Origin of the sequence: Streptomyces sp. NBC_01431, assembly GCF_036231355.1 — a bacterium.
Taxonomy (GTDB): domain Bacteria; phylum Actinomycetota; class Actinomycetes; order Streptomycetales; family Streptomycetaceae; genus Streptomyces.
The window spans coordinates 567141-584149 of record NZ_CP109497.1 but is presented as its reverse complement, the minus strand read 5'-3'; the positions used below and the strand labels follow the sequence as shown (position 1 = coordinate 584149).

Here is a 17009-nt window from a genome sequence, read left to right as displayed (position 1 = left end):
TAGCGGGCCGGTCGATGCTGTGGTTAACCCCCCTCCTGAGCGGGGGAAAGTCGGCCTTGGATGTCGGTACAGCCGTTGGCGCTGAGAGGATCACGGTCCGGCGGGTGCGAGGGTGCGCGGTTCTCGTACTCGCGGCAGGCCTTGCGCTGGGCCGGGATGGCCGGGGCTGCGCCGGGGGGGCTGGCAGCGGTCGAGGAGAGCACGGTAGACGGCAGGCGTGGTGCTGACGCGCAGGATGTAGCCCCGGCCGCGCCGCGTGATGACGCCGTGCTCAATCGTGGACCGCTCGGAGGCGGTGCATGTTTCCCGCGACGCCCGGTCCGCCTACCAGAGGCGGTGATGAGCCGGGCCGGAACGGAAGATCGCCGAACAAACGGCTGGAGAGGCTGAGAACGTCGCGCGCGAGTCAAGTTAACGGTCAAGGAGCGCGCGGTGCCCACGAATTTTCTGAGCGAGGACCAACGCAGGCGCTTCGGCCGGTTCGCGGAGGACCCGAACTGCTCGGCGACGTAGTCGACCACGACACCGGGCAAGGGTCCCGAGCTGGACCGCCCAGCCGATCCGGCCGGTGCTGAGGCTGCCTTGCTACATCTACATGAGGGTTGTCGGACCTGCGACGACCTCCTGTCCGCCGGGTCTGACCTGCGGAAACGCCCGGTCCTTGGCGGCGGGGCGCGGAGGGGGTGATGGAGGGGCCCATGGAGGGGGTCTCTTCGACCTGGTCAAGGGTCTGCTCGGGCCGGTCTGCGGTGCTCGCCACAGGGCGCTCCTGGAGGTGGGGCGGGCCTATCCCGCCATTCACCTTCTACAGGTGTCGTCCGCGGCGAGTTTGTGACGCCGATCTTGGAAAACCTCTCCGCGGTGACCGCATCGTGATCAACCGGGAGGGAGGAGAGTTCTCCCCCGTCAGCGGCCGGACTCTGTCCACAGGTTCCCAGTTCGAGGGTGTCTTCGAGGCCGCCGCGATCAGCGCGGCGCCCCATACGTTCAGGAGCCCACCATGCCCGACACCACGCCGCTCGCCCCGATGATCCCGCACGCGGCCATCAGCGCCTTCAACTACCTCCGGGCCGTCCAGGCCGACGACGTCGACGCCGCCCGCGAGTTCGCCGGCGCCGAGCCTCGGATGCCCGAGCTGCTCGCCGACGTCGCCACCCGGATCGTCGTCCCGGTCACCGCGCTGCCCGGCGCGGACGCGGACGAGCCGTGCGAGGACACCTTCGCCCTGGAGGCCCTCGGGCGCGTCTTCGTGACCTCGCTGCGGATCTGGGCGCAGGCAGGACCGGACGCGGCGGAGGGCATCGCCCGCGCGGTCATCGACTTCGTCGCACAGTTCCTCACCGAGGACCACGAGGGCGTCGCCGACACGCTGCGCCAGCTGGAGGCCGTCGGCGTGGGTCAGGCCCTCGATGCGCACCCCGCACCGGCCGGTGCGCATCCGGTGCGCCTCACCGCCGTGTAGGGCGCACCACCCGATGCCGGTGGTGCGCACCGCACCGCACCGCACCGCGCGCACCCGGCGCGCACCAGGTGCGGTGACGGCATCGGTGGTGCGCGCAACGGCGCACCGCACCACCCATCGCGGTGCGCGTCACCGGCCCCGCCGCACCGTGCCGGGCGCGCGCCACGGCCGGGCGGCCTCCTATATCACACACCCCCTCGTCCGCGACCTGTCCGACAGCCCAGACCAGCGCTGACGAGGGGAAACGTGCTGGGTGGCGAACCTGGTCTAGGAGCGACGATGCGCACCCGCCGAAACCTGGTCAAGGAGTGGGGCGGCGGTGCGCGCACCGGTGCGGTGCGGGACATCGGGTGCGGTGCACCGGGTGCGGTGGCGGACATCGTCGGATGGTGCGCACCGGGTGCGGTGGCGGACATCGTGGTGCGCTCCGGAGTGGAGTCCACCGTCATCCGGTGCGCACCACGGTGGCGTCCACTCGGTGGGTTCCACTGAGTGAGCCTTCGCCAACTTGAAGTTGCAGGTCAAAAGGCTGGTGTGACTGGTTCTCGGGGTGCTCACGCTGGTCATGGGCGGCTGTTTGAGGAGTAGATCGTTTGTCAGCGGCCGGCTTGCCGGTTCCCGCTCGTTGCGGCGGGGCGGCCTTCTACGATCCGGTGCATGGATCCCGAACTGCTGGAACGGATCACCGCGCGGCGCGCTGAACTGGACGAACTCGAAGAACAGCTGGCCAAGCGGCTGGCTGAGGTGCGGGAGTGGGACGAACTCGCTATCGCCGAAAGGGTCCTTGAACGGATGTGAGCAACTCGCCGACGAGCGAGCCTCGGCCGCGCCTGCGCCTGGGCAGGTGGGCGGCCGGGCGGTGATGCTGATTCCGCACCGTACACCGGGCGTGGAGGAGGCCACGCTCCCGCCGGACTACCAGCGCATCCTCGCCGCCGTGCGGCGGGCCGCCGGACCGGTCATGGCCCGGCAGGTCGGCAAGATGCTGGGAGTCGACATCAGCGTACGGGCCAAGCTGGAACCGCTGCGCGGGAAGCTGGTCAGACTGGCCGACCGCGGCTGGCTGCGCAAACTGCCCGACGGTCGGTTCACCACCTGCCTGTGACCAGGCATGCCACCGCTTGAAGCGGTGCAGCGCGGGTGGCCTTATTCACGTCTCGGAGCAGCGCTTCAACAGCACTTTGGACGTCGCTCCCGTCGTGGTGATTGGCCACGATGCCCAGTGGGAGCGGCCCCAAGCGTCACTCGGGGGCTGATCGTGGCCATGCCGCCCGTCGTGGCGCGGCTTGCGCTGCGGTGTGCTCACCTGGTCGGGTCACCCCGGGTGTGGGCGGGCGGTTCTCGGCGTGGACTGGGCGTGGCGTGTCAGTCAGGTGTGCGGATCGGTCCGTGATCCGTGCCGAGCGGAGGAATGTACCGATGGCATCGAAGAAGCCGAGCATCGTCTTCGCCCACGGCCTGTGGGCCGACGGCTCCTGCTTCAGCAAGCTGATCCCCACGCTGCAGCGCGAGGGCCATGAGGTGATCTCCGCGCAGAACACCTTGGACTCGCTGGAGGGGGAGGTCGATGCCGTCCATCGTGCCCTGGAGCGGGTCAGCGCGCCGGCGGTCCTCGTCGGCCACTCCTGGGGCGGGTTCGTCATCAGCGCCGCCGGCAACCACGAGAAGGTCGCCGGGCTGGTCTACCTCGCCGCGCTCAGCCCGGAGGCCGGCGAGAGTGCCCAAGAACAGATCGGCAAGTTCACCCAGCCCGAGCTGTTCTCCCACCTGCAGGAGGAGAATGGGCGGATCTGGATCGCCCGCGACGGCATCTCCTACTTCTGCGGGGACCTGTCCCCCGAGGACCAGCAGCTGGTGTGGGCGACCCAGGGCGCCCCGCGCGCGGAGATGCTCACCTCCACCACCGACAACCCCGCCTGGAAGTCCCAGCCCACCTGGTACCTCCTCACCACCCAGGACCAAGCCGTACACCCCGAGCTGCAACGCTTTGTCTCCCAGCGCATGGGCGCCGCCACTGTCGAAGTCGACAGCAGCCACGTCCCCATGCTCTCCCAGCCCGAGGCCGTCCTCGACCTGATCCGCAAGGCAGCCGACGCCGTGGCCACCTCATAGGCTCACTTACCGAGAGCTGCAGTCCGTTGGCCGTAGCCAGGCGAGAGGACGATGGCAAGGCCAGCAGCCATGAAATGAAGGAAAGCCCAGCCCTGCCTGATGCAAGAGCGGGCTGGCTGGGTGCCCCCCGTTCCCATGGACATCGACCTCCCCTCCGCGCGAGTGCCTTCCGCGGCTCTGAACATTCGCTGTCGTGAGTCGCGTACATAGCCAGCGCAGGCGTAACCGGGGCGCCCCCGGCGGCCGTTGGAACTGTGTGACGAGAACCAAAGAACGCACCGAGGACACCTGCCCGTTTGTCTACCAGTGCCGTCTGCCGCTGTCCACGAGCACCCTCAACCACCTCGCCGATCTGCTGCGACGCCACCTGAAGGCCATACGGTCCCGGTGGCGGATCCTGCCGCCCGGCCGGATCGCGGTAGTCGTCCTGGCCGTGCTGCGCCACGACCAGCGCCTGGCCGACATGGCCGGCGGCAACAACGTGTCCGAGTCCACCGTCCGCCGTTGGCGCGACGAGCTGATCACCCTGCTCGCCGCGCAGGCCCCGCGGCTGGACCGTGCCTTGAAGAAGGTTGCCGCGAGGGGCGGGGAGGCCGTCCTGATCGACGGCACTCTCATCCCCACCCAGCGTCGCACGGGAAGGGCCAACCGTCGGAACTATTCCGGCAAACACCGCCGTCACGGCCTGCACTTCCTCGCTTTGACCGACGAAAACGGCCGTCTGATCTGGATATCCGCCGCCCGGCCCGGCAGCACCCACGACATCACCGCCGCCCGCCACGACCACGTCCTGGCCCACCTACGCGCCGCCGGTCTCGGCGCTCTCGCCGACCTCGGCTTCCGCGGCCTGGACAACGACGTACTCGGCTCCGTGATCATCACCGGCTTCGCCGCCACCCGTGCCCGCAAACTCACCCCCGGCCAGAAGGACGCCAACCGCGTCCTCGCTGTCGGACGCGCACCGGTCGAGCACAGCTTCGCCCACCTGAAGAACTGGCGGATCCTCACCAAGCTCCGTACCGACCCTGCCCGCGTCACCCAACTCCTGCGCGCTCTGCTCGTCCTGACCAACCTCGAAGTCAACCGCTGACGGACGATCTTCTCGGCGGACTCCCGCCCACGACGAGCACGAGTACCCCGAGAACCGATCACACCAGCCCTTTGACCTGGGACTTCAAGTTGGCGGCAACTCACTGAGTGGGTTCCACCCGGTGCCGTGCATCGCCACCGGGTGCAGGGCATCGTGAGTTCCACTCGGTGGACGATGCCCGGCATCGTCACCCCAGCGGTGCGGTGGAGTGCCGCACTCGGGACAGGGCGCGGGCATCACGGCGCGCGGCGGCACTACCGATCCGGTTCTGCCTCGACCGGGGGCGGCGTGACTCCCCCGCGGCAAGGCGACGTTTCCTCGCGTTTGTGAGGCGCTTGCGCTGTGCGCGGAGTTCCTTCTTCCTCTGCGCCGGCGACTTCGGTGTCCGGGGGCGTTTCCAGATCGGCTGCCACGGCGGCGGCCCATAGGCGTCGGCGCGCTCCTGGATGCCCTCGATCAGGCGGGCTGCGGCGGCCTCGATCCTCGGGTCTTCGGGCTGTGTGGTCATGCGACTCCTCCAGCGGGCCGGTTGGGTGCGGATGGGCGGGCAGGCTGCTGGGGGCGCTGCGCTGTCGGCGCCGCCGGGTCCCGCTGCGGCTGGGGACCGGAGGCGACAGCTCGTTCGCGTATGCCGTCCTGGAGCTTGGCGGCCATCTTGGCGGCGGCCTCGAACGTCCGGCGGGTCTGCTCCACCGTGGCGACGTCGGTCGTCTGCTCCGGGACGTGGCCGACTTTCCGGTCCATGCGGGTCGGCCGCGTTCGAGGCCTGGGGGCGGCGGCGGGAACAGCGACTGTGTGCGGCCGGGAGCGCGAGCCCAGGCGATCCGAGCGGCGCGCCGCGTGGATCCGGGCGGTCAGTGCTCCGGCGGCGAGGCGAGCCCGCTCGTACGGCGAAGCGGACCGGCTGCGGGTCAGCGGGCGCAGCACGGCTTGGTCCTCGGTGTCGCGCGGGTACAGCGCGCGCAAGTCGGCGGTCATCATGCGGCCGACGGTGCGGGTGTAGTTGTCGACGGCCGTCTGCACGATCTGTTCGTCCAGGCCAAGCTGGTGAGGCCGGCCGCGCAGAACGTGGGAGAGGTGGCGGCGGGCTTCGGCGAGCAGATGCCGGTACTGGAACGCGCCGCGCATCACGTACACCACCGCGACGGTGTCGACGGCGGCCAGCGCTATGTCGACCACCGGACGGACCCGTGCCCACACCGCCGCGGCTGCCGACCGTGCCCGCCGTGCCAGTTGGTAGACGGTGCAGGCGCCGAAAGCCCGCATCGCCGAGTTCCGCCACCGCTCGCGCAGCTCGGACAGCGACCGCGCCACCGTGCGCTTGGGCGGGCGCGTCCGGTCGGCGGCCTGGCAGCCCAGCGCGTAGGCGGCCCGCTCCCCCGGCGGATGCCCCTGCCTTTCCTCATAGTCGGCCGTCAGGTCGGACAGTGCGTCCGCGATCTGCTGACGGCGCGTCGACTGCCAGCCGATGAGCCGCCGGTCGATCCCGGCGATCTCCATCACCGGCCGGCGCCCCGGGGTGACGGTGCGCGGCTCGGTCGCCAGCCCCAGCGCCTCGCAGACCTCAGCGGCCACGATCTCGTTGTAGAGCGCGGAGGCGGCCACCGTGTTCTCGTACAGGGCCGTGGTGTGGATCGACCCCCACTTCCCGTCCAGGCGCTGCCCCTTCACCGACAGCAGCAGATGGTCATGGAGCAGCGGCATCCCCGACCGCGCCTCGTAGTGGCGGAAGCGCGCGGCAACCAGACCGCCCGGCGGCCGCACCCGGTAGATGCCGTCCTTGCCGTACCGGATCACCGCCACCTCGTCCTCGATCCACTCCAGCACCCGCTCGATCGCCCGCTCGTGCGCGGCCTCGATCACCCGCCGGGTCTCCTCATCCCCCAGCGCCCACAGGAGGTAGATCGTCGGCTGCGGCCGGAACACGAAGTCGACCCCGGTCACCGTCACCCGGCGTCCGAGGGCGCCAGCCTTGAACGCCTTCTTCGGGGAGTCGTCGGCGGCGAGCCGGTCGGCCTCGATCCGGTCCGCGTCCGGGTGCCGGCCCCGCTCACCGAACAGGTTCCGCAGCTGCGCCTCGGTGACCTCCTCACCCGGCGCCAGTCCGAGCACGGAAAGGCCGCGGCCCATCCATCGCCCGACCGGGACCCCGGCTTGCTCCTGCGCCTCGCGCAACGGCGTACGGGCCGGGCGGCGGCCGTCGCCGACAACGGTCTGGCGCAGGTAGTACCGGTACATCTGACCGGCCCGGATGACCCTGATATCCACTGTCATGGAGACCACGCCACACGTCTCTGACTTGCAAGAAAAGGCCGATCAGCAGTACAGCCCGCCGGGCGGGAGCAGCGACCGAACTTTCTTCACGCGTGCCCGTCAGACGGGAAGCGGCCGCGGGCCGACAACGAATGTCATCGCTCTCCGGCAGCCCTCACACCACGACCCGGACGACACCAACAAACACCACTGAGTACTACCGAGCACGACGGAACGCGCACCACCAACGAGCACCGCCTACATCAGCCCCCGACGCCTCTTCAGTTCAAGAGGTCGTTGAGTGGCCGACAAGACGTGCTCCGCCACCACGCTCCGTCGCCGCCGCGACGAGTGGATCGCCGCTGGGGTGATGGAGTCCCTGCGACTGCTGGTTCTGGCGGCCTACGACCGCATGATCGGCCTGGAACTCGAGCACCTGTCCGCCGACGGCTGCATCGCCAAGGCGCCCTCGGGCGGGGAGTGCGCCGGTAAGAGTCCCGTCGACCGTGCCAAGCAGGGCATCAAGCGCTCACAACTGACAGATTGCCACGGCATACCGCTGATCACCGATCCAGCGCCGGCCAACACCCGCGACCACATGCTGCTGCCCGCAATCCTCGACCGATTCGCCGACCTCCAGACGACTCTGGGACCGTTCCCAGAGCATCCGCAGCTGAGCCTGGACGCCGGGTACGACTACAGCATGGTCCACCTCGACCTGGACGCCAGAGGGATCGTCGGCCTGGTCGCCGAGCGCGGTGCCAAGACCCCGATCCAGGCCGACGGACGTTGAGTGGTGGAGCGCACGAACTCCTGGATGAACGACTTCGGCAAGCTCCGCCGCTGTACTGAACGGCGAAAGGCGCCAGTCGAGTTCTTCATCGCCCTGGCCAGTGCCATCATCACTGTTCGATGCCTGATCAGACGCGCGTGGATCCTCTATCGCTGGGACACCCGCCCTCGAAGCCGCGGCATCCGATGACCACCGACGGAAACGGCTGGCCCGACGCGTTGGCGACTGCCAGACTCGCTCCGTGCGTGTGATCATCGAGGATATGGCCAACCGGCTGGCCGAGGTGCCGGGCGTAGTCGGAGTAATGCTCGGCGGCAGCCGGGCACGCGGAGAGCACCGGCCGGAATCAGACTGGGATCTCGGCGTCTACTACCGTGGCGGGCTCGATCTCGCCGCGTTGCGCGTGCTGGCCGGCCCCGATGCGGAGGTGGCCGGCCCAGGCGGGTGGGGGCCTTGGGTAAACGGTGGTGCGTGGCTGCAGGTCGACGGCGTGGCGGTGGACTGGATCCTGCGGGACCTGGACCGGGTCGAGCAGGTGTGGGCGGACTGCCGCGAGGGCCGGTATGAAGTGGGCGTGCAGGCGGGGCATCCGCTCGGATTCTGGTCGCCCTGCTATGCAGGCGAGGTAGCGCTCGGTCAGGTACTGGCTGACCCGACCGGCGAGCTGACGGGCCTTCGGCGGCGGACCACGACCTACCCTGAGCTGTTGCGAGAGGCGTTGACGGCGGGAGCCTGGGAGGCGGAATTCCTGGTCGGCGCCGCAGCAAAGGGCGCCGCGCGGGCGGACACGCTGTACGTCTCGCTTTGCCTGTCCCGGGCCGTCGGCGTGCTGGTGCAGGCGATGTTCGCCGAGGATCGGCGCTGGTGCCTTAATGAGAAGGGCGCGCTGGCTGTCGGCGAGACGCTTCCGGGCGCGCCAACAGGCTTCGGCCCGCGAGTCCGCGGCTTGCTGGGGGCGCCCGGCGAGAATGCCGAGTTGCTGGCGGCAACGGTGGCCGAGGCGCGGGTGCTGGTCGAGGAGGCCGTCGCTGCGCTGAGGAGCCGCGCCGAGTAGCAACACATGCCTTGAGTCCAGGGCTCACGCACGCCGCCGAGGCAGCCGGGACACGCGAAGACCTACTGGCGGACGCTCTAAGAGGCCCCGCAGATAGGCGTGGTGGTGGTGCCCCGACGGCGATGCAGGCACGGGTCTTGGTGGTCAGGAGTTGCGACGCTCTGTGTTCACGAAGGAGACCCGTGCCTGCGTTTCCATTGAGGGTCAGCCGATGACGTTGAGGCCGAGGGTGGCGCAGATTTGGGCGGCTTGGCTTTGGGAGATGGCGGCGCCGCGGAGTTGTGCGGCGGTGGCGAGGGTGAGTTCGCCGAGGTCGGCGCCGCGTAGGTCGGCGCCGGTGAAGTTGGTGGCCCGGAGGTTGGCGTCGGCGAGTCGGCAGTCTTCGAGGGTGGTGTCGCGGAAGTCGGCGCCGCCGAGGTCGGCTTCGGTGAAGCGGATGCCGACGAGGTGGGTGCTGCGCAGGCTGAGGCCGTTGAGGTTGGCGACGGCCAGGTTGCAGCGGGCGAGTTGGAGCCCGAGGCCGCGGTGGCCGGTGAGGCGGGCTCCGATCATGCGGCAGCCGGTGAAGGTGGCATCGGCGAGCAGGGCGCCGCTCCACTTGGTGTTGGCCAGGTCGACGCCGTCGCAGGCGAGGTCTCCGCAGTCGGCGTCGGTGAAGTTGGCCCTGGCGGCGCTGCCGCCCTGCCAGCGGGCCTGATCGAGCACGGCGCCGGTGAAGTCGGCTGCCGTAGCGGTGCACTCGGTGAAGACGGATTCGGCGAGATGGGCGCCGCGCAGGTTGGCATCGGTGAAGGTGCAGCGGGTGAACGTGCGGGGATGCTGATTGCGCCTCAGGGCCGCGCGTAGGTCCAGGCCGGTGAAGTCGACGCCGGTGAGCTCGGTTTGGGTCGCGAGCAGTGTCAGTGGGTCTTCCGGCGGGGCGGCCGGGTCGGTGTCGTGGCCGTGGTGGTGGAAGGGCAGGGGTGCTTCGGTCATGGGTTCGGCCTCGCTGTGGGTGTCGGGGTGAGTGCGCGGCGGGGCGCGGTCAGCGGGAGGGGACGGGTTCGGTGGTCTGTCGGGGCTGGGCGGTTGTGTTGTTGCGGCGGCTGGTGCGGTGGGCCTTGAGGGTGTCGTAGGCGAGGGTCAGGGCGAGGCCGGTGATCGCCCACAGGGTGAGGGCGAGCCAGTAGCGGGTGATGCCGTCGCTGTCGAAGTACATGATCTGGCGCAGGCTGCCGGTGGTTGAGGTCATCGGCAGCAGGTCGTGCAGGGCGCGGATGGGTGCGGGCATGCTCTGGATGGGCAGGGCCGCTCCGGAGGCGGGCATGCCGAGGAACATGAAGATCGCGACGGCGGGCAGCGGGGTCATGCGCCCGCAGAAGCGGGACAGGAACACGGTGGCCAGGCCGACGGCCATCACGGTGAGCCAGCCGGTGATGAGGATGGCGGGGGCGGAGCCGTGCACGGCACCCAGGATCGGACCGGTGATGAGCCAGACAGTGATCGCGGCGACGGCGCCGAAGGCGGCGAGGGCGGGCACCGTGCGCCTGCGGGTGAGGGCGGTGCCGAAGGCGGTGGAGAGCATGACCGCCGACAGGTAGCCCGCCAGGGTCAGACCGATCGCGGCGTACATGGTGCTGGTGTCGCTGGTGTCGTCGGTGCTGAGTGGTACCAGGTCGCGGACCTGGAGGAACTGGTGCTGCTGGACGGCAACATTCTCGAACGGCACGGCAGCCAGGTTGACCTGGGCGGCGCCGGCGGCCGAAGCGATATACAGCAAAGGACCGCTTGGACGCGGAGGTTGAGCGAACGCCGTGCCGGGCGTACCCGCGTAGCGGTCACCGGGCGTCGGCGTGGGGACATAGGCGGCCGCCACAGCCCGGTGCGCTACCAGCTGCCGGGCCTGTTCGGTGGAAGCGACGGTGCTGACGTCGTACTTGTCGCCCAGAGTCTTGCGCAGGGAAGCGGCCAGCGGGCCGGTCCGCGCCGGTGATCCGGCGACCGCGACTTTCAGGTGGTGCGGGGTCGGGGCGTGCATCGCGGCTGTGTAGATGCCGACCAGCAGGACGGCCATCGCGAACGGGAACAGCAGCACGCGGGCTATCGGCCGGATCATGTCTCCTCCTCGGAATGTCTGGGCGCCCTCATGGGTGCCCTCGATACATCTCTCAAGATACATCTCTTATGATGCATTATCGTAGATGTATCATCGGAGATGTTTCCTGAAGGAGGGTATGCATGGCACCGACCAGCCCCATGAGTTTCGCTGACCTGCACCATCTCGGCAGGCGTCTTACCGCTACCGCGACCTCGGCGATGAAGGACGCCTCCGACCTGGGCCCCACCGAGCTACTGGTGCTGGAGTGCCTCTACACCGCTGGTCCGCAGCCGGTGGGGGCCATCGCCCAGCGCACCGGCTTCGCCCAAAGCCGGGTATCCACGGTGGTGGCGGCACTAAACGAGCGGGGCCTGGTCGAGCTGGGAGCCGACCCCGCCGACCGACGCCGGACTGTCGCCAAGATCGCCGAACACGCCCGCGCACAGGCCCGCGAAGCCAGGAGCCGGGATGCCGAACCGACGCTGCGGCAGCTGCTCCCAGGACTCCCCGACGCAGAGGTCGACACGGTGATCGCCGCACTGAAAACACTCAACAGCGCCCTGGGTGAGGCATCGCCAGACGCCTCCAGCGGTACCGACCCCCAGCCGAACGGTCGGCCTGGGTAAGGTCCGCGCGGGTAGGTGCATGCTCATGGGCGACGGCTCGGTCGTTCGCCCCAGCGATGGGTCGTCCATGCCCTACGGATCAGGCTGCGCACGGTGATGACGGTGTCGGGGGCGAGGTCGAAGAAGGCGTTGATGACGGCGGCCCGGCGCTCGTAGCACCGGGCGAGGCGGTGGAACGCGTTCTGCCAGGCATGGGTCCGCTCCACGTGCCACCTCTGACTTGCCTGGATGGGTGCCTTCTCGCCCTTGTGCGCGATGCGGCCGTACAGGCCGCGTTCGTCGAGCAGGGCGCGGGTCTTGTCTGAGTCGTAGCCGGCATCCAGGTGCACGGTGATGCCGTCGGGCAGCGGTCCCAGACCATCCAGGCGGTCCAGCGTTGGGGCGAGCAACAGGGAGTCGTGACGGTTGGCTCCAGCCAGCACGCGGCCCAGCGGTATTCCATAACCGTCCGTCATGCCCAAGCGTTTCAGGCCCTGTTTGCCGCGATCGACCGATGAACGCCCCGCGACCTCACCGCCGCCGGCGATCTGGTCGAGGACGAGGCCGACGATCCGGTCGTAGGACTCCAGCGTTCGCCGGCCTTGCGGAGATGGCCGTCTACGGCGACGACGCCCGCGCCCTCATCCAGGCCGCGATGGACGCCCTGGGGTGAACTTCCGCAATTTCCCGCAATCTCGTTGAGGAACGGCCGCCGGTCTCCGTAGCGTCGAACGACACCGACGCACCGGCAACGGAGGCGGTGCCCATGAGCGCACCCACGTCCCCCGACCCCGCGCCACAATGCCCTGGCCTCCAGCCGCCCGAGTACGGCCGGCCTTCCCCGGCGCTGATCGCCCGCGCCGACCGCGGCTTCGCCCGCTTCCTCGCCGCCCCGGCCCCGGACGCCGGCACCGGCGACCAGGGCCAGGACGACGACGCGGCGGGCACCCTATGAGCGACACCCACACCGTGCTCCACGACCCCGACGGCCTGATCGAGGCCGAACTCCCCCTGGACCGCGCCCCGCACGAGGCACTCGTCACCGCCGTCCTCGCGTGGACAGACCCGGACCTCGCACCCCGCGACTACGAGCAGATAGCCCTCCAACTCACCGGGGCACGCCCGCGCCGTGGCCGCCGACGTCCGGCGCCACGCCGCCGCACTGCCCAAGAACGACGGCCGCGGCGCCCTCGCCGAAGTCGTCCTCCGCGAAGCCGACGGACGACTGTCCGCCCCGCTGGAAGGCACCGCCCGCTGCGCCCAGAACCGCGCACGCCTCGTGCGAGCGCTCTACACCCGGCTGGACCGCCTCACCGAACCCGCCCCGGCCACAATGTCAAGCCCCGGGTTTTGTGGAGACTGAGTTAGCTGGTTTTCTGGAGTGATGTGAGGGGTTCAGCCGCGGAATAGGATGCGCTTGATCGCACCGGCCCGGCCGACCGGGTCCTTGCGGGCCTCGACCGCCAGGCGCGTCGCGCGTTCACGCAGTTCGTCGGGGTACTTGCGGGGAGCAGCCATGATCGGCATCCTTCCGGGTCTTCGATGTCTCCATCAAACCCGGGGCGATTCAATGTGCACAGGCCGGTCATTGGCTCATTGGACTCGGGTGATGACGACGCGGGAGCCAGCCCCCGAGAGAAGTAGGAGCGGCTGCTCGGTGGGGTCTCAGGGCTTCGGCGTAGTCGCGGCTTGAGTGGGTTTTCCCGATGTGTGCCGGCGGTGGCCCGGACGCAGGACAGGCACGAGCTTCCAAGATCATGTGGGTGTCGAGTCCAGTGATCCCTACGGAAGTCCGTGCCTGCCGTCGTATCCTCTCCGATCCCGCCCGTCCTTGACCAACTCCGTGACCAGCCCGATGCCGCGGAATACGAACTGCCCGGGCTGCTGACCCGGTTGGCCGCTGTCCCCGATCCGCGCAAGCCCCGTGGTGTGCGCCACGGCCTGGTGTATGTGCTGGCGCTGGCCGCCTGCGCCGTGCTGACCGGCGCGACCTCGCTCCTGGCCATCAGCGAGTGGGCCGCCGATGCGCCATCGGCGGTCCTGGACCGCATCGGCGCCCGTCGCTGCCCGTTGACCGGCATCCGGCCGGTGCCGTGCGAGACAACGATCCGCCGCACCCTGGCCCGCCTTGATGCCGATGCGCTTGACCGGGCGGACGGCAAGAGCCTGCGCGGCGCCGCCAGAGCCGACGGCCGCAAGATCCACTTGCTGGCCGCACTCGACCACACCAGCCGTCTGGTCCTCGCCCAGCTGGACGTCGGAGACAAGACGAACGAGATCACGTGCTTCCAGCCCCTTCTGGACAACCTCGCCGACCTGGCCGACACGGTCGTAACCAGCGACGCCATGCACACCCAACGCGAGCACGCCCAGTACCTCGCCAGTCGAGGCGCCCACTACATCGTGATCGTCAAAGAGAATCAGAAGAAGCTCCGCAAGCAGCTCAAAGCCCTTCCCTGGCAGCGAATTCCGCTCCAGAGCCGCATCCGCGAGAGCGGTCACGGCCGTGGCGAGATCCGCCGCATCAAGGCTTGCACCGTGAACAACCTGCTCTTCCCCGGCGCCCGCCAGGCCGTCCAGCTCAAGCGGCGCCGCCTGCACCGCAAGAGCGGCAAGGTCAGCATCAAGACCGTCTACGCGGCCACCAGCCTGAGCGCCGAGCAGGCCACTCCCGCCCAGCTCGCCAACATGATCCGCTCGCACTGGCAGATCGAGGCCCTGCACCACATGCGGGACACCACCTTCGCCGAGGACGCCTCGCAGCTTCGGACCGGCAATGCGCCCCGCACCATGGCGACCTGGCGCAACCTTGCCATCGGCGCCCTGCGCATCGCCGGCACCCAGAACGTCGCCGCCGCACTCCGGGCCAACTCCCGCGACCCGAAACGCCCGCTCGCCCTACTCGGCCTCACAGGATCACGAACCGGACATCACACGACTACGCCGAAGCCCTGGCGTGCCAGTTTGTCGTGTTCCGGTGCGAACGCTGGCCCACTTTGCCTTTCGACGGTTACGAAAGTCTCAAATCGGCGAATCTTTGCCAGATTCTTTCGGTATCGTGCGCCATGTTCTGGCCGCTGTCACGCCACGTCGTCGAAAATCCAGCAGGACTGGGCGGGTATAGGACCACAGTAATCGAATAATGCCTTCTTGAATTTCAGCCATCTTAAGCGCCTTTTGCACATTCTCGACCACCCCTGGGGCGCCCCCAAAAGCAGGCGGTAGATTTTCGCGCAGAAGGTGCAAACGCACAATCGCGGGCGGGTGGGAGCCGAGTTGGCACGCATTTTCGTCACCGGTCTCCAACAGTGAAACCGCGCGATCCATCACTTCCAGTGCGTCGAAAAATAGACAGATGCCGAGGAAGCCGCCGACGACGTCACTGTTCGCGTGCTCGATACCCGCATTGATCGCCAGGATTGCGCCGATATAGTCCGCCTCGGCCTCTCGCACCCACGAATACTCCAATGACTCGACTTCGACTGCCGGCAAGACCCCTTTGCGTGTTGGCGCTTCATCGCAATGGCCCGTGATGATGTGGGCGCACTCGTGCCCAACTACGAAATAGAAGAGTGATGCATAAAGCAGAAGTCCGAAGCTGGATGGCGGCAGCGGCGTTCTGTGCTGCCCGGATCCGGTGATGCTACCCGTAACCGCGTAGTCGACCACGACCTCTGCAAAGCGTTCGGCAATGCTGGGATCGTTTTCAATTCGCTCGGCCGCTTCGGGCAAGCTAAGAGTGAACCAGACCTTGTCATCGCTGTCGAACGGGCCGTGAAAGACAGTCAAGGCGATTATGCTGCTAAGTTTATTGGCGAACTCGGTGATCTGGTCTTCGAAAAGTACTAGATAGTCTTGAGAGTTACCAGGAACTCGCATGCTTACGGCATTCAGTTGCCCTGTGTGCAGATGAGAGATGAGCAGGCGGCGGCGTGCAACATCGATGCCGTCGACCCGGGTGGCTGCGGTCGCCTCGATGTTCTTTTGGATCCTAGTCAGGGATTGGGACATCAGGTCATCGAACGTTTTCCCCGAGATGTGCTCTTTTGCATAATCCCTTAGCGTACGTGACCGGGGATCTTGAAGCCGTTCGCGGGGCCACGCATCACGATGCATCCAGTCGATCGCCCGCTCCGGGTCGGCAGAGCCGAAACGAGTGAGAGAGATACCTAGATCGGCGTAGGTCTGCGCCCGCAACTGAGCAAGGAAGTGATGCGCGTCCATTAGTCACTCACCCAGGATTGCCTGGATCGGAAGTCCGGGCTGTCTCGATTTCCACGGCGCGGCCGAACCTATCCGTGACCGATTGGGCGACCTGCTCAATGCTATCGCCGCCACCAGCAAGCAACTCTGGCAGAGTGGAAATCACCTTGCCGAACATGCCTTCAGGCTCCCTGACCTCCACGTCCACTTTCCCGTCCACGGCGACGATAATCACGGTTCCGTAGACGACGTCCGGGGTTCGGTAGAACGCCTTCGGCGCCCCCGGCCTCAAGTCGATCACCTGGCCGCCCTTGCGCTGCTCCAGGATGTGTAGGACGGCGCCGACCGCAGTTGCCGCACCGAGCAGCACCAGCGTTACGGTGGTGACGGGCTCAATGCCGAGACGTGGGACCTGCTCCACTTCGATGCCGTGTTCCGCTGCTAGCATCCGGGCGGCTGGCACCTGAGCAGCCTCAAGAACAACGACAGCCTCTCGCTGCGACAACGCGCCCACTGCATACCCCCGTTGAACAGTAGTCAGGCCACGCAGTCATGATGCCAGAGATCACCACATCCGAGTGCGGATCTACGCAGGGTTCTCACGCACGCAGCGCTGCCGCTGCTTGCCGCCGCGGTGACGTCGGCGGCCAGCGCGCTCCATCCTCAACCGGCCACCTGTCTCCATCGAATTACGTCGTCAGCGCCTGTGACCTGGCCAGCTGGGTGCCGCTGGGTGAATTCCGCAGGCATTTCGAAGTACGCGTCGGTGTCAGCGGGCTCCACGTCCCCCAGCGGCTGGCCGAACCAGGATCTGATCTGGTCCAAGTGCCCAGGAGAGCAACAACAGTCACTGGATACAGAATGGCGGCGGCGGCCCTCAGGAGCAGGGGCAGGTCGGTGATGGTGAGCCGGTTCGGGGTGGCGGCGCCGATCGACGCCGCGACCGGGACCGGTGCTTCGCCGTCGACGGGGACGGGCTCGGCGAGCAGCGCGGCCAGGTGGGACAGGCGCAGCGCGTGGTAGGCGGGTGCGATGCGGACGGTGAGCGCGAACTCGTCTCCACCGATCCGGCCGACCACGCCGCCGCCTGCCCAGGCGGTCAGCCGTTGGGCCGTGACCGCCAGGACGCGGTCGCCGACCGCGTGGCCCCGGGTGTCGTTGATCTCCTTGAAACGGTTTCTCCGGACTAAGAAATGATCTTGCAGCGGAAGCCAGTGCGACTGAGCCGTAGGCTTCGTGTCATGGCGCGATTCGATGAGGTCATGGCGACGTTCTGGGGTGACGGTGATTACGGTGTCCAGCAGCCTCTGACGGACGAGATGGTGCGAGAAGCCGAGCGTGGGCGCTGTCACGTTGGCTG

At 68.3% G+C, this 17009-nt stretch carries 18 protein-coding genes and 3 pseudogenes; 12 read left to right on the top strand and 9 right to left on the bottom strand.

Annotated elements, in window-relative coordinates; translation table 11 throughout:
* Positions 1 to 1000 precede the first annotated feature (1000 nt).
* The 6 genes from OG522_RS40060 to OG522_RS40035 all read left to right on the top strand — a co-directional run bounded on the left by OG522_RS40060 (position 1001) and on the right by OG522_RS40035 (position 4664).
* Positions 1001 to 1462: a hypothetical protein gene (locus tag OG522_RS40060; RefSeq protein WP_329468416.1), complete on the top strand. Its 462-nt coding sequence runs from the start codon at positions 1001 to 1003 to the stop codon at positions 1460 to 1462.
* Between the two features lie 279 nt (positions 1463 to 1741).
* The gene (locus OG522_RS40055) at positions 1742 to 1954 is read left to right on the top strand and encodes a hypothetical protein (RefSeq protein WP_329468415.1); all 213 of its coding nucleotides are present in this window, start codon (positions 1742 to 1744) and stop codon (positions 1952 to 1954) included.
* 165 nt (positions 1955 to 2119) lie between these two features.
* Complete coding sequence (locus tag OG522_RS40050; protein WP_329468414.1) at positions 2120 to 2260, top strand: hypothetical protein; 141 nt, start codon at positions 2120 to 2122, stop codon at positions 2258 to 2260.
* Complete coding sequence (locus tag OG522_RS40045) at positions 2247 to 2567, top strand: hypothetical protein (RefSeq protein ID WP_329468413.1); 321 nt, start codon at positions 2247 to 2249, stop codon at positions 2565 to 2567. The genes OG522_RS40050 and OG522_RS40045 overlap by 14 nt, the downstream gene beginning before the upstream one ends.
* Before the next feature lie 314 nt (positions 2568 to 2881).
* A complete protein-coding gene (locus OG522_RS40040; RefSeq protein ID WP_329468411.1) occupies positions 2882 to 3574 on the top strand; it encodes an alpha/beta fold hydrolase in 693 nt (230 codons plus the stop codon).
* A 256-nt stretch (positions 3575 to 3830) separates the two neighbouring features.
* A complete protein-coding gene (locus OG522_RS40035) occupies positions 3831 to 4664 on the top strand; it encodes a transposase family protein (RefSeq protein ID WP_329468409.1) in 834 nt (277 codons plus the stop codon).
* 187 nt (positions 4665 to 4851) lie between these two features.
* Here the strand turns inward: OG522_RS40035 and OG522_RS40030 are convergent, their stop codons facing one another.
* Positions 4852 to 5172, bottom strand: a complete 321-nt coding sequence (locus OG522_RS40030) for a hypothetical protein (protein WP_329468407.1) — start codon at positions 5170 to 5172, stop codon at positions 4852 to 4854.
* Entirely contained in the window at positions 5169 to 6938 is a 1770-nt protein-coding gene (gene mobF / locus OG522_RS40025; RefSeq protein WP_329468406.1) for a MobF family relaxase, read from the bottom strand. Before mobF ends, OG522_RS40030 begins: the two co-directional genes overlap by 4 nt.
* Before the next feature lie 283 nt (positions 6939 to 7221).
* Here mobF and OG522_RS40020 point away from each other — a divergent pair.
* Together OG522_RS40020 and OG522_RS40015 are read left to right on the top strand one after the other, a co-directional pair.
* Positions 7222 to 7899, top strand: a pseudogene (locus OG522_RS40020) (IS5/IS1182 family transposase); the annotation flags it as partial.
* 73 nt (positions 7900 to 7972) lie between these two features.
* Entirely contained in the window at positions 7973 to 8764 is a 792-nt protein-coding gene (locus OG522_RS40015; protein ID WP_329468644.1) for a nucleotidyltransferase domain-containing protein, read from the top strand.
* A gap of 204 nt (positions 8765 to 8968) precedes the next feature.
* On the opposite strand, the gene OG522_RS40010 is transcribed toward OG522_RS40015, so the two are convergent.
* Both OG522_RS40010 and OG522_RS40005 read right to left on the bottom strand, forming a co-directional pair.
* The gene (locus OG522_RS40010; RefSeq protein WP_329468404.1) at positions 8969 to 9739 is read right to left on the bottom strand and encodes a pentapeptide repeat-containing protein; all 771 of its coding nucleotides are present in this window, start codon (positions 9737 to 9739) and stop codon (positions 8969 to 8971) included.
* Positions 9740 to 9788: 49 nt separating this feature from the next.
* A complete protein-coding gene (locus OG522_RS40005) occupies positions 9789 to 10859 on the bottom strand; it encodes an ABC transporter permease (RefSeq protein ID WP_329468402.1) in 1071 nt (356 codons plus the stop codon).
* Between the two features lie 122 nt (positions 10860 to 10981).
* On the opposite strand from OG522_RS40005, the gene OG522_RS40000 reads away from it, so the two are divergent.
* Positions 10982 to 11467, top strand: coding sequence for a MarR family winged helix-turn-helix transcriptional regulator (locus OG522_RS40000; protein WP_329468400.1), 486 nt, complete (start codon positions 10982 to 10984; stop codon positions 11465 to 11467).
* A 23-nt stretch (positions 11468 to 11490) separates the two neighbouring features.
* Here OG522_RS40000 and OG522_RS39995 read toward each other — a convergent pair.
* Positions 11491 to 12036 (bottom strand): annotated as a pseudogene (locus tag OG522_RS39995) (transposase); the annotation flags it as partial.
* Between the two features lie 176 nt (positions 12037 to 12212).
* Between OG522_RS39995 and OG522_RS39985 the strand changes: the two are divergent.
* Both OG522_RS39985 and OG522_RS39980 read left to right on the top strand, forming a co-directional pair.
* A complete protein-coding gene (locus OG522_RS39985; RefSeq protein WP_329468399.1) occupies positions 12213 to 12401 on the top strand; it encodes a hypothetical protein in 189 nt (62 codons plus the stop codon).
* Positions 12398 to 12809: pseudogene (locus OG522_RS39980) on the top strand (DUF6415 family natural product biosynthesis protein). The gene OG522_RS39985 and the pseudogene OG522_RS39980 overlap by 4 nt, the downstream one beginning before the upstream one ends.
* 32 nt (positions 12810 to 12841) lie before the next feature.
* Here the strand turns inward: OG522_RS39980 and OG522_RS39975 are convergent.
* Positions 12842 to 12964 carry a hypothetical protein gene (locus OG522_RS39975; protein WP_329468398.1) on the bottom strand — a complete coding sequence of 41 codons (123 nt, stop codon included), beginning with the start codon at positions 12962 to 12964 and terminating at the stop codon, positions 12842 to 12844.
* 276 nt (positions 12965 to 13240) lie between these two features.
* On the opposite strand from OG522_RS39975, the gene OG522_RS39970 reads away from it, so the two are divergent.
* On the top strand, positions 13241 to 14581 hold the full coding sequence (locus OG522_RS39970) for an ISAs1 family transposase (protein WP_329468396.1): 1341 nt from the start codon (positions 13241 to 13243) through the stop codon (positions 14579 to 14581).
* Here the strand turns inward: OG522_RS39970 and OG522_RS39965 are convergent.
* The 3 genes from OG522_RS39965 to OG522_RS39955 all read right to left on the bottom strand — a co-directional run bounded on the left by OG522_RS39965 (position 14468) and on the right by OG522_RS39955 (position 17001).
* Complete coding sequence (locus OG522_RS39965; protein WP_329468394.1) at positions 14468 to 15670, bottom strand: hypothetical protein; 1203 nt, start codon at positions 15668 to 15670, stop codon at positions 14468 to 14470. The genes OG522_RS39970 and OG522_RS39965 overlap by 114 nt on opposite strands.
* A 7-nt stretch (positions 15671 to 15677) precedes the next feature.
* Complete coding sequence (locus OG522_RS39960) at positions 15678 to 16154, bottom strand: hypothetical protein (RefSeq protein WP_329468392.1); 477 nt, start codon at positions 16152 to 16154, stop codon at positions 15678 to 15680.
* A 184-nt stretch (positions 16155 to 16338) separates the two neighbouring features.
* On the bottom strand, positions 16339 to 17001 hold the full coding sequence (locus tag OG522_RS39955; protein WP_329468390.1) for a diguanylate cyclase: 663 nt from the start codon (positions 16999 to 17001) through the stop codon (positions 16339 to 16341).
* Between the last annotated feature and the right edge of the window lie 8 nt (positions 17002 to 17009).